The organism is Serinibacter arcticus, from assembly GCF_003121705.1.
Taxonomy (GTDB): Bacteria; Actinomycetota; Actinomycetes; order Actinomycetales; family Beutenbergiaceae; genus Litorihabitans.
The window spans coordinates 1-10,012 of sequence record NZ_PYHR01000001.1; the positions used below are offsets into that span (position 1 = coordinate 1).

The window sequence follows — 10,012 nt, forward strand, 5'->3', positions numbered from 1 at the left end:
GGCGGTGCAGCGGCAGTTCTCCACCGCCACCGGGCACCCAGCGCGAGCCGAGCACGACGGCTCGTCGGGCGGCGAGCAGGCGCGGCACACGTCCTCGGGTGGGGTGGGAGAGGTTCGTCATCTCCATGACGGCGTCGTCGCGCGCGCGCCCCCAGGCGAAGCCGGGGTAGGCGGCCGCGAGACCGCTCTTGCGGTGCGCAACCAGGGCAGCTCGTCGGCGCGCTCCTGGCGAGGACGCGGTGCGGTCGGCGACGGTCACGACGACGGTCTTTTTCTCGATCTTCCGGTTCGTCACCGAAGGGCGGTGGCTCCTGGTGGGCGGTGCTGGGGGAAGGTCGGGCGGTGGTCGGATCGGACTAGGCGAGGGTCGCGAAGACGACGAGGTTCTGGGTGTAGCGGCCGGCGGCGCGGTCGAAGGTGTGGCACGTGATGAGGCGGAGCTGCGCGTCCGGGACCGGGCCGTAGACGACCTCCGTGGGGAACTGCGCCTGCGGGACGACCTCGGCGTGCGTGACGCGGAAGGTCGCCGTCGTGCCGTCGGACAGGTCGACGAGCACCTCGAGCCGGCGGTGAGCCGGTCGAGGTCGCGGAAGATCGCGCCCTCGACACCGGAGTCGACGTGGCCGGCGATCACCGCCGGACCCACGCTCCCCGGCACCGTGCCCTCGGAGAACCAGCCCGCGACCTCCGGCACCGCCGGTCGTTGAGGACCCGATCGGGGTCGCGGACGAGGGTCCTCCAGCGCGGAGGTCACGTCGATCTCCGGGATGCGCACCGTCGTCGGGACGACGCCCGCGCCGGGATCGGCTGCGGGCCGGTCGCCGTCGGGACGCCCTCGGCGCGGGGCTGCAGGGTGAGGCGGCCCTCCGCGTCGGAGGTGCCCGACGGCGAGGCCTGCGCCCCGTCCGTCGTCGCCGCGGCGGACTCGTCCCCGGCCAGCGGCGGGCAGCCTCCGAGCAGGTCCGTCTCGAGGGAGAGCCGACCCAGCGCGGCCCAGGCCGCGCCGAAGTACGTCGGGTTCTCCACGACCGCGTCCGAGGCGCGGAGGTCGGCCGCGGCCCCGGTGAGGTCGCCGTCGAGCGCCCTGATCGCCGCCCGCGCCACGTAGGTGACGGGGTGCTGGTCCTGGGTCAGGGCGGCGCCCGCCGAGGTCGAGCTCGGCCGCGAGCACCTCCTGCTGCTCGAGCGCGCCCACGGCCGGCGCGATCGCCGCGTGGTCGTCCGGGTCGCAGGACTCGACGTACCGCACGAGGGTGCGCGCGGCGTCGTACCCGAAGAGCACCCCGCGACCGTCCGGACCGGGCATGGCCTCGACGCGGCCGTCGGCGGCGTGCACCTGGGCCCAGTTCGGCGGCAGCGTGCCGCCGGTGGTGAGCTCCGCGGTGACGGCGCGCGACCCGGCGTCGAGCTCGGCCCAGCGCGGGTCGCCGTCGAGCTCGGCGAGCAGCCGGGTGGCACGGGGGAGGGGTAGCTGGGGTTGACCTGGTAGGGGTCGACGTCGGCCCACGGGCCCGCGAGCAGGACCCGGCCGAGGGCCGTCTCCGCGGTCTCGAGTCGAGCACCGCCTGCCCGAGCGCGGTCGCCGCCTCGGTGTAGGCGGGCTCGTCGAACCGCTCGCCGGCCAGCACGAGGGCGCGGGCGGCGTCGAGGTCGGCGTCCGATGCGGGCTCGTCGTCGACGACGGCGCCGTCCGCCCAGCGCCAGGACAGCAGGCCGTCCGCACGCTGGAGGTTGTCGCGGGTCCAGGTCCACGTGGCGTCGAACGTCTCGGCGTCGCCGACGCCGCCACGAGCATCCCGTAGGCGACGGTGTCGCTCCTGGTCGTGGCGCACGACGCGGCCGTCGGGGTCGACGTAGGTGGCGAGGAAGTCCTCGCCGGCCTCGACGCGTGCGCGCCCGGTCGGCTCGGGGGCGCTGGTACCGCGGGCGTCGTGGGGGCCGGCGCCGGGTCACCCGGCGCGCACGCCCCAGGGCGAGCGCGCCGGTCAGGGCGACGGCGAGGACCCCGGTCCGAGCTGCGGTCCTCACGCGACCTCCGGACGGCGACGGACGAGCGCGCGAAGACCGACGACGAGGCCCAGGGCCCCGGCGACACCGGCGATCGCGGCCCGTGCGGCGGTCGGCCTCCAGCACACCTCACCGGTGGCGACACCCCCCTGCGGTGCCGCCGACGGTCCGCTCGCGTCCTCGAGGGTCGTGAGCGTGATCTGGTCGCCGTCGTCGAGGACGACGAGCGTGTTGACGCTGCGGCGGGGAGGTCCACCTGGACCGTGCCGGACTGCGTCCCCTCGACGTCGAGCGTCCAGCGACCGGCGCCGACCTCGGCGTAGTCGGTCGCGGTACCGAACGCGGCGCCCCGGGCGATGGGGGTCCCCGTGTCGGTGGTGACGTCGACCTCGGGGAGGAGACGGAGGCCTGGATGAGACGGACGCGCGCCGTCGGCGGGGTGTGAGGTCGTCGGCGATGACCCGGCCGGACAGGGCGTTGAGGCCGACCGCCGCCACCGTCGCCGCGCCGCCGGGGACGACCTCGAAGGTCTGGTGATGGGGGTCGGTGCCCCTCGGGGCGCCGGCCGGGATCATCGCGACGGTGTACGTGCCCTGCGGCAGGCGGGTGTAGCCGGAGACGTCCCCGTAGCCGACGTCCTCGAACGTCAGGTCGGTCGTGCCGGCGACGGCGGTGAGCCGCGCGTCGACCGCGGGGTGTCGGGGGAGAGTGACCCAGACGCACCCAGCCGTCCACGGGGGCGGGCTCGGCGGGCGCGGCGGCGGCGGGGGCCGCGGCACCGAGCGCCGCCAGGCCGAACGTGAGGCCGAGCGTGACGGTGGCGCGGGTGGCGCGCGACGTGGTGCGGGAGCGGCGGGCGGCCGGCGCTGTCGAGGTGGTCGGGGCGGTGCGGGTGGTGGTCATGGGGACTCCATCTCTCCTGGCGTTCTCGGGCGGGCTGGTGGTTCGAGGGCGTGCGGTCGGGTGGTGCGGTCGTCGGGGTGCGGGGGCCGCGGGCGGCTGGGCCGTCACGGTGTGGTGAGCGAGTAGGTCACCAGCAGCCCCTCGTCCGTGGTGGTCACCGACTGCGGCGCGAAACCGGGGTTCTGGTTCGTGAACCAGTCCGCCAGCTCGATCTCGGCGTCCGTGGTGAGCGCGGCACCGTCGCGCTGGGTGATCAGAGCCGTGCGCAGCACCCTCCTCGCCGACCTCGACGGTGATCGGGCCGGCGGCGCCGAGCTGGGCGAGGGCGACGGCGAGGCGGTCGTCCAATCGCCCGGAGGACACCGCGTCGTCGGCGCTGCCGGAGTCGCCGGGGGCGACGCCGTCGAGCACGACGTTCGGGGTTGGTCGAGAGCTGCGGGCCCAGCAGGGCGCGTCGCTCGGACGCCGCGCCGTCGTTCGCGGAGGCCGCGTCGATCCCCGGCGCGCGCGGCGGACCTCGACGGCGCGTCGCCCTCGCCGAAGCTCGCCACGAGGGTCGAGTTGTCGATCGCCTGGCGGACGCGCGGAACTCCGAGGGGAAGGTCGGTCGAGTCGGTCGTGATGACGTAGTCCGAGCCTGCCGCCGGGGGCGATGACCGCGGGGGTCGGTGTCGGCCTTGTAGTACCAGACGACGTTCTCGCAAAGCCCGCCTCACGAGCCACATGACGTCGTCCACGAGCAGCCGGTAGTCGGTCGCTGCTCGACCCACTCCTGCGCCTGGGCGAAGGGCTGGTTGAAGTCGGGGATGAGCTGGCCCCGCAGCTGGCTGGACCACTGCGGCACCGCCAGCGCGAGGCCGGCGGCGGCGAGCGCCGCCGTCGGGACGAGCACCGCGGCCGAACGCGTGCGCGCCGCCCGGGTGCCGGGGCGCGGACCCGACGGGCCGTCCGCAGCGCCGTCCAGACGACGACGGGCACGAGCGCCATGAGCGGAAGCATCCCGATCATGTGGGGGACGGCACGTACCCGCCGGGACGCACGACCATGAGCACGAGCAGCGCGAGCGCTGCGGCGTAGGGCCGGGTGCGGCGCAGGAACAGGCCGACGACCATCGTCAGGCCGCCCGTCACGAGGAACACCGGGTCGAGGTCGACCCAGACGTCGGTCGTGGCCCGCACCAGGCTGTCGGCGTCGGTCAGCGAGCCGCTGGGGTCGCGGTCGAGCAGCTGGAAGGCGATGCCGTCCCAGAGGCTGACGCGGTTCATGCCGGGGACGAGCTCGCCCTTGAGGAGCGCGAACAGGAGGTAGCCGATCCCCGTGAGCGTGAGGACGGCGCCGGCGGCGGTCAGGGTGTAGCGCCGGTGGTGGGGGCGGCGCCTCGCACCATGACCCAGAACACGAACGGGACCATGAGGAGGAAGGTCCAGGCGATCCCGGCCGCGACGGCCGCAGCGACGAACGCGCCGAGCTGGCGGTGCCTGGCGGTGGCCAGCGAACGCCAGCAGGATCCACACCACGGCGATGTTGTCGACGGCGGTGTGCACGCCAGCGGGCTGACCGTGAAGAGGAGGACGGCGACGGCCGCGACGATCCGCGGCGCCCCGATCCGTCGGACGAGCGTCCAGAGCAGGACCGTGGCGGCGAGGAGAGCCACCATCATCGTCTCGCGGCCCGCCATGACGGCGCTGGGGTAGCGGTCGAACGCGCCGGTCAGGTTGGTCCAGCCGGCCATCTGGAGCCAGCCCAGCGGGGGTGGTCGTACCAGTAGGTGTAGTGGGTGAGCTCGCCGAGGCGCTCGACGGCGTAGGCCTGGGCCGTGTAGGTGCCCTCGTCGTCGATGAACTGCGGCACCCGGAACAGGCCGATCCCGTTGACGACGCCGCCGATCGCGAGCAGCGGGGCGAGCCAGAGGGCGTCGGGAAGGATCGCGCGCAGGCGCTCGCGGCGGTGGGACGAGGGCCGTCGGAGTCGTCGGACCCGTCTGACCCGCGCGGGGTCGTCGTCGGGCCGCCGGCCAGCTGCAGGAGCTCGGTGGGGGGTCTCGTCGGGGCGCCCGGCGTGGGGTGCTCGATCAGCAGGGCCATCTCAGCTCCTCGCGGCGCCGGCGGTGACCGGGGCGGTGGTGTCGGACGTGGCGGTCGGTGAGGCGTCGGTGCTCGAGGCGGCCGGGGACGGGGCGGAGAGGGACGGGACGCCCGCGCTCCGGTCGATGTGGGCGCCGGCGTGCTCGGTCTTCTCCCAGCCGCGCTCGCCCCGGGTCTCCCGGACGGCGCGGACCGCCGCGAGGGCGAGGAACACCTGGTACGGGAAGGTGCCCAGCACGAGGCGGACGTAGTCACGGATCCGGACCTTGCGGTCGTAGACGCGGCCGAACTCCCCGAGCCCGGCGACCTCGACGCACAGCACGATCACGGTGGGGACCAGGGGCAGGAATGAGATCAGCGCGATCGGCGTCGGCACCTTGGCGAACAGCACCAGCGCGAGCGAGATCGGGATCAGCAGGCCGGTACCGGCCTGGAGGAACGGCATCGAGAGCATGTAGCGCGCCATCAGGCGCTGGCTGCGGCCGGGGAGCTTCTTCCACTCGCCCTTGCGCAGCACCTGCAGGAAGCCCTGGCTCCAGCGGGTGCGCTGCTTGTAGAGCGAGGGGAGCGAGCCCGGCGTCTCCTCGCGGGTGACGACCTCGGGGTCGTACGCCACGACGACGCGAGCGCCCTGGCTGGACAGCCGCACCCCGATCTCGCAGTCCTCGGCGAGGCACTCGGCGTCCCAGCCGCCGGCGTCGCGGACCTGGTCGGTGCGCAGGAAGACGGTGTTGCCCCCGAGCGGGATGAACCGCTGCTCGGCGTGGAAGTGCAGGCGGGAGCGGAACCAGAAGTAGTACTCGAGCACGTTGCGCAGCGACCACCACGACGTCTCGATGTTCATCAGCTGCACGCCGCCCTGGACGACGTCGGCGCCGGTGGTCGCGAACCGCTCGTCCACGAGGCGCAGCAGCTGGGGGTGGACCTCGTCCTCGGCGTCGAAGACGCCCACGATCTCGCCGCGCGAGTCTGGAGGCGAGGTTGAGCGCCTTGGGCTTGTTCTTGGGGACGGAGTCGTCCACGACGACGCGCACCCGGTCGGGGAAGCGGTCGGCCACGGAGCGGGCGACCGCCTCGGTGCCCGGGTCGTCGTGGCCGACGATGGCGATGATCTCGACGTCGGGGTGGTCCTGCTCGACGAGGCGCTCGAGCGTGTGGGCCAGCACCTCCTCCTCGTGCCGGGCGGGCACGAGGAGCGTGAAGGACAGCGTCGGCGTGCGCTCGTTGGCGTTGGCCGTGCGGAAGCCCGTGGCGGTGAGCGCCGAGGTGCTGCGCCACGCGTGGAGCATCCACCACAGCGTGGTGAGGGCGATCGCCGTCAGGACGAGCGCGACGAGCACGATCAGGCCGTAGCCGACGAGCTGCAGGGGTGAGGAGCCCTGCCACCACTGGACGACCTGTCCGACGACCTCGACGTCCGCGGGACCGCGGTTCGGGCCTGCCGGCACGGGGGTGGGGAGAGGTGCGGGGTCGATCGGGGTGAGGACGGGGGCGTCGTCCTGCGCGATGACGAGGGGCACGGGGGTCCTTCCGGGCACGGTCGCGATGAGAGAGGTGGTCGGCGGACCGCGTCAGCGGGCTGCGGGATCGGCGTGGTTGAACACGAAGCGCCGGTAGACGACGTAGCGGAAGAGCGTGCCGAGGACGAGCCCGATCCCGTTGCCCGCGATGTTGTCCGCGAGGGTCGAGGTGAACCCGAGGACGTAGTGCGAGACGAAGAGGCAGGCGGCAGCGATGAGGAGTCCGAGGACGTTCGCCACGACGAAGGCGAGGAGCTCGCCGGGGGCCGAGCTCCGGCGTCGTCCCGCGAAGGTCCAGTAGCGGTTGCCCAGCCAGGCGACCAGTGTGGCGACGGCGACCGAGGCCACCTTCGCGCGATCGGCTTGTCCTCGGCGATCGTCAGTCGCAGCAGGTTGTAGATGCCGAGGTCGACGACGAACGCCAGACCGCCGACGGCGCCGAAACGCAGCAGCTCGACGAGGCGGGGCGGCAGGGAGGAGAGGACCGAGCGGCGTCCCGGACGCGTCGCCGAGGGCTCACCCGAGGACGGGGAGGCGCTGGGCGGACGGCGGCGCGCTGACGCCTGCGTGGGAACGGTCACAGCAGGGGTTCGGGCTGACCCCCGGTGTCGGATGGGTCAGATCCGAAACTGGTTGAAACTTCTCGCATCCTGGGACCGAGGACGGCTGGGACCCGGGTGGCTGGACCGTGCGCTAAAGGCGGACGGGTCAGTCCGGCTGGGAGGAGCGGCGACGTCCCACCACGATCACGACGGCGATGGCCGCGACCGCCAGGGCCCCGGCCCCGGCGTTGAGCCCGCCGTAGCCGGTGAGGGCGAGCATCACCCCGGCGAGCGCGCCGCCACCCGCGCCGGCGAGCGACATCAGCGAGTCGGTCAGACCCTGCACGGTCACGCGCTCGGCGCCGGGAACCGTACGCGCGATCATGGCCGAGCCGGCAACCGTGGCCGCCGACCAGCCGAGGCCCAGCAGGACGAGTCCGGCCGTCGTGGCGGCGTGGTGCGGTCCGGCGAGGCCGGCCGTGAGCGTCGCGAGGGCGAGGACCGCCAGACCTCCGATCAGCACCCTCGGCCCGCCGAACCGGTCGGCCGCGGCACCCATCACCGGGGAGAGCGCGTACATCCCGGCGATGTGGAGGCTGACCGTCAGCCCGACGAGGGTGATCGAGGCGCCGTGGCCCTCCATGTGGACCGGCGTCATCGACATCACCGCGACCATCACGGCGTGGGCGGCCAGGATCGCGACCAGGGCGGCGCTCGCGGCGGGGTGCGTGCGCAGGATCCGGAAGGCCGCCGCCAGCTGGGCTCGGTGGTGGGGTGGGGTGGGCGGCGCTGACGGTGCCGGCGGCGTCGTCGGGCGGCGTCGTCACCGCGCCCGGCGTCCAGCCGCTGCTGCTCCAGCAGCGGGTCGGGACGCAGCCCGATCCAGATCACGAGCATCGCCGCGATCATGCCGGCGGCCGAGAGCACGAACAGGGCGGCGAGCTCGGGGAGACCGAGGGCGTCGGAGATCGGGGAGCCGAACCGGACGAGGTTGGGCCCCGCGACGGCGCCCACGGTGCTCATCCACACCACGAGCGACAGGTCGCGGGCCCGGCTCGTCGCATCGCTGAGATCGGTCGCCGCGAAGCGCGCCTGGAGGTTGACGGCGCTGCCCGTGCCCATGAGGGCGCCCGACAGCAGCAGGAGCGGGAACACCTCCACGACGGCGCGGGCGACCACGCCGAGCGCCCCGACGGAGGCGAGGGCGAGTCCGGTGGCCAGCGAGGCGCGCCGGCCGCGGGCGAGCGCGAGCCGGGCGAGCAGGAGAGGCGACGGCGGCCCCGAGCGTCGCCGACGTCGCGACCGATCCGGCCCAGGCGTCGGAGCCCGACAGCTGCACGGCGAGGAGTGACCCGACGGAGACGATGCTGCCGGCGGCGACGCCGCTGAGGACCTGTGCCAGCGAGAGGAGCGCGACGGTGCGGCGCTGCACGCGGCGGCGATTCGAGGAGGAGGGCAGCGACACGGCCCGAGCGTACGGCCGCACGCTCCTGCCCGGCTCGTGACCCGGCAGCTCCCCGCGCGGATCGCGACCGCTCTCCGCGCGCGTCTCAGGACGGAGGGGTGCGGTGCTCCCTCCGGTACGCCCGCCGTTCGGCTCGCCGGTGCACCGCCGAGAAGACGAGCGGCGTGGCGATGACGGCCGAGGTGAGCATCCCGAGGGGGACGAGGAGGACCCCCCATCCCAGGATCTCGTCCACCAGCATGGCCAGCCAGACGAGCCCGAGCCCCAGCGCTCCTGCTCCAGCGGTGATCAGGGCGACGCCCACGAGCGTCACGGCCATCACGATCGCGGCGAAGCCGTACCCACGCATCGCCCGCGGCAGGGGCTCGCGGACCCTCCGCGTCAGCAGCACAGCCACGAGAGGTTGCCCGAGGACGAGCACGGCCAGGAGCGCCACGACCGGGTGCTCTCGGGGAGGACGAGTCCCATCGCCCCGATGACGACGGCGACGGCGAGCGCGACACCGAGGGAGAGCGCGACCGAGAACACCAGGGCCCACATCCCCGCGCTCCGCGCACTGCTCGGCCAGGATCGGCGGGCGGCGGACCCGGGCGGACGGTGCTGCGGGTACCCCGGCGGCAGGCCGTTCGGCGTCGGGACGGGGAGGGCATCCCCCGAGGGCCCTGCGTCGGCGTCGTCATCGCCACAGTCTCGGGCACGGCCCGCTCGCGGCGCCACGAGGCGTGCTGGCCTGTGGACAACCGTGCGCACGCGGGGTCCGCGCTGCCACTGCGAGCCCCGGGCTCGCGTCAGTGCACGTCGCCCATCAGGGCGTTGATCCGTCGGACGGCGACCATCACGGCGCCGAACGCGACGGCCATGCCGCCGCAGACGGCGAAGGACAGCACCGGGCTGTCGGAGGTGATGCTGGCGATCTGGCCACCGACGGTCGTGCCCACGGACGTCGCGAGGAACCACAGCGCCAGGAACTGACCGAGCGAGCCGGCAGGCGCGAGCTTGGTGGTGGCGGACAGGCCGTTCGGGGACAGCAGGAGCTCGGCCACGTCTGGAGGAGGTAGACGCTCACGAGCCACCAGACCGTGGCCCGGGTGCCGGAGTCCTCGTAGGCCTGCATCGGGACGATGAGGAGGAAACGATGCGCCGACCACGAGCAGGGCGATGCCGAACTTCACCGACGTGCGCGGCGCCCGGTCTCCCCAGCGGAGCCAGACCGCCGAGAACACGGGCGCGAAGATGACGATGAAGAGCGGGTTGATCGACTGCAGCCAGGACGCCGGGACGCTGAAGCCGCTGGTCACGGTCAGGTTGGTGACGTTCTGGGCGAACAGGCTGAGCGTCGAGCCCGACTGCTCGAAGATCATCCAGAAGACGGCGGCCCCGATGAACAGCCAGATGAAGGCCGTGACCCGCGAGCGCGCCCCGGCGTCGGCCCGCGTCGGCCGAGCACCTGGCGGAAGTACCAGATCGGACGAGCAGGATGAGGATCGTCAC

The 10,012-nt window shown here is 73.9% G+C and carries 17 protein-coding genes and 3 pseudogenes; 2 read left to right on the top strand and 18 right to left on the bottom strand.

Annotated elements, in window-relative coordinates; genetic code table 11:
* The 3 genes and pseudogenes from C8046_RS00005 to C8046_RS00015 form a co-directional block, all read right to left on the bottom strand.
* Nucleotides 1-295: pseudogene (locus C8046_RS00005) on the bottom strand (hypothetical protein); the annotation flags it as partial.
* 61 nt (nucleotides 296-356) lie between these two features.
* The gene (locus C8046_RS18250) at nucleotides 357-557 is read right to left on the bottom strand and encodes a sortase domain-bontaining protein (protein WP_158277087.1); all 201 of its coding nucleotides are present in this window, start codon (nucleotides 555-557) and stop codon (nucleotides 357-359) included.
* A 193-nt stretch (nucleotides 558-750) separates the two neighbouring features.
* A complete protein-coding gene (locus tag C8046_RS00015; protein ID WP_109227732.1) occupies nucleotides 751-1,104 on the bottom strand; it encodes a hypothetical protein in 354 nt (117 codons plus the stop codon).
* A 4-nt stretch (nucleotides 1,105-1,108) separates the two neighbouring features.
* On the opposite strand from C8046_RS00015, the gene C8046_RS18960 reads away from it, so the two are divergent.
* Nucleotides 1,109-1,471 (top strand): hypothetical protein, encoded by a 363-nt coding sequence (locus tag C8046_RS18960; protein ID WP_146197008.1) that lies wholly within the window; start codon nucleotides 1,109-1,111, stop codon nucleotides 1,469-1,471.
* 100 nt (nucleotides 1,472-1,571) lie between these two features.
* Here C8046_RS18960 and C8046_RS20100 read toward each other — a convergent pair.
* The 9 genes and pseudogenes from C8046_RS20100 to C8046_RS20110 form a co-directional block, all read right to left on the bottom strand.
* Nucleotides 1,572-1,862, bottom strand: a pseudogene (locus tag C8046_RS20100) (glycosyl hydrolase family 8); the annotation flags it as partial.
* Between the two features lie 162 nt (nucleotides 1,863-2,024).
* Nucleotides 2,025-2,786, bottom strand: a complete 762-nt coding sequence (locus C8046_RS20105) for a DUF4397 domain-containing protein (protein WP_109227734.1) — start codon at nucleotides 2,784-2,786, stop codon at nucleotides 2,025-2,027.
* 228 nt (nucleotides 2,787-3,014) lie between these two features.
* Nucleotides 3,015-3,182: a hypothetical protein gene (locus C8046_RS18255; protein ID WP_158277088.1), complete on the bottom strand. Its 168-nt coding sequence runs from the start codon at nucleotides 3,180-3,182 to the stop codon at nucleotides 3,015-3,017.
* Between the two features lie 440 nt (nucleotides 3,183-3,622).
* A complete protein-coding gene (locus C8046_RS00035) occupies nucleotides 3,623-3,802 on the bottom strand; it encodes a hypothetical protein (RefSeq protein ID WP_109227736.1) in 180 nt (59 codons plus the stop codon).
* A 112-nt stretch (nucleotides 3,803-3,914) separates the two neighbouring features.
* Entirely contained in the window at nucleotides 3,915-4,175 is a 261-nt protein-coding gene (locus C8046_RS00040) for a hypothetical protein (protein ID WP_109227737.1), read from the bottom strand.
* An 80-nt stretch (nucleotides 4,176-4,255) separates the two neighbouring features.
* The gene (locus C8046_RS00045) at nucleotides 4,256-4,642 is read right to left on the bottom strand and encodes a hypothetical protein (RefSeq protein WP_109227738.1); all 387 of its coding nucleotides are present in this window, start codon (nucleotides 4,640-4,642) and stop codon (nucleotides 4,256-4,258) included.
* Nucleotides 4,621-4,761, bottom strand: coding sequence for a hypothetical protein (locus C8046_RS18260; RefSeq protein ID WP_158277089.1), 141 nt, complete (start codon nucleotides 4,759-4,761; stop codon nucleotides 4,621-4,623). The genes C8046_RS00045 and C8046_RS18260 overlap by 22 nt, the downstream gene beginning before the upstream one ends.
* 234 nt (nucleotides 4,762-4,995) lie before the next feature.
* The gene (locus C8046_RS00050; RefSeq protein WP_199224348.1) at nucleotides 4,996-5,946 is read right to left on the bottom strand and encodes a glycosyltransferase family 2 protein; all 951 of its coding nucleotides are present in this window, start codon (nucleotides 5,944-5,946) and stop codon (nucleotides 4,996-4,998) included.
* Between the two features lie 64 nt (nucleotides 5,947-6,010).
* A pseudogene (locus C8046_RS20110) lies at nucleotides 6,011-6,157 on the bottom strand (glycosyltransferase); the annotation flags it as partial.
* On the opposite strand from C8046_RS20110, the gene C8046_RS18965 reads away from it, so the two are divergent.
* Nucleotides 6,086-6,367: a hypothetical protein gene (locus tag C8046_RS18965; protein WP_235865997.1), complete on the top strand. Its 282-nt coding sequence runs from the start codon at nucleotides 6,086-6,088 to the stop codon at nucleotides 6,365-6,367. The pseudogene C8046_RS20110 and the gene C8046_RS18965 sit on opposite strands and share 72 nt — an antisense overlap.
* A gap of 198 nt (nucleotides 6,368-6,565) precedes the next feature.
* Here C8046_RS18965 and C8046_RS00055 read toward each other — a convergent pair whose 3' ends face one another.
* The 6 genes from C8046_RS00055 to C8046_RS00070 form a co-directional block, all read right to left on the bottom strand.
* Nucleotides 6,566-6,862 carry a GtrA family protein gene (locus C8046_RS00055; RefSeq protein ID WP_235865993.1) on the bottom strand — a complete coding sequence of 99 codons (297 nt, stop codon included), beginning with the start codon at nucleotides 6,860-6,862 and terminating at the stop codon, nucleotides 6,566-6,568.
* Between the two features lie 360 nt (nucleotides 6,863-7,222).
* Nucleotides 7,223-7,720, bottom strand: coding sequence for an MFS transporter (locus C8046_RS18970; RefSeq protein WP_235865994.1), 498 nt, complete (start codon nucleotides 7,718-7,720; stop codon nucleotides 7,223-7,225).
* Nucleotides 7,721-7,731: 11 nt separating this feature from the next.
* On the bottom strand, nucleotides 7,732-8,235 hold the full coding sequence (locus tag C8046_RS18975) for a hypothetical protein (RefSeq protein WP_235865995.1): 504 nt from the start codon (nucleotides 8,233-8,235) through the stop codon (nucleotides 7,732-7,734).
* Between the two features lie 371 nt (nucleotides 8,236-8,606).
* Nucleotides 8,607-8,918 carry a hypothetical protein gene (locus C8046_RS00065; protein ID WP_146197009.1) on the bottom strand — a complete coding sequence of 104 codons (312 nt, stop codon included), beginning with the start codon at nucleotides 8,916-8,918 and terminating at the stop codon, nucleotides 8,607-8,609.
* Nucleotides 8,903-9,061 (bottom strand): hypothetical protein, encoded by a 159-nt coding sequence (locus C8046_RS18265; protein ID WP_158277090.1) that lies wholly within the window; start codon nucleotides 9,059-9,061, stop codon nucleotides 8,903-8,905. The genes C8046_RS00065 and C8046_RS18265 overlap by 16 nt, the downstream gene beginning before the upstream one ends.
* A gap of 248 nt (nucleotides 9,062-9,309) precedes the next feature.
* Entirely contained in the window at nucleotides 9,310-9,984 is a 675-nt protein-coding gene (locus tag C8046_RS00070) for an oligopeptide:H+ symporter (protein ID WP_109227740.1), read from the bottom strand.
* Between the last annotated feature and the right edge of the window lie 28 nt (nucleotides 9,985-10,012).

Excerpts from the sequence above, each read along its gene's own strand:
- C8046_RS00040 (WP_109227737.1), bottom strand. The coding sequence starts at position 4,175 with ATGAACCGCGTCAGCCTCTGGGACGGCATCGCCTTCCAGCTGCTCGAC.
- C8046_RS00045 (WP_109227738.1), bottom strand. The coding sequence starts at position 4,642 with ATGGCCGGCTGGACCAACCTGACCGGCGCGTTCGACCGCTACCCCAGC.
- C8046_RS18970 (WP_235865994.1), bottom strand. The coding sequence starts at position 7,720 with ATGTCGATGACGCCGGTCCACATGGAGGGCCACGGCGCCTCGATCACC.
- C8046_RS18265 (WP_158277090.1), bottom strand. The coding sequence starts at position 9,061 with ATGTGGGCCCTGGTGTTCTCGGTCGCGCTCTCCCTCGGTGTCGCGCTC.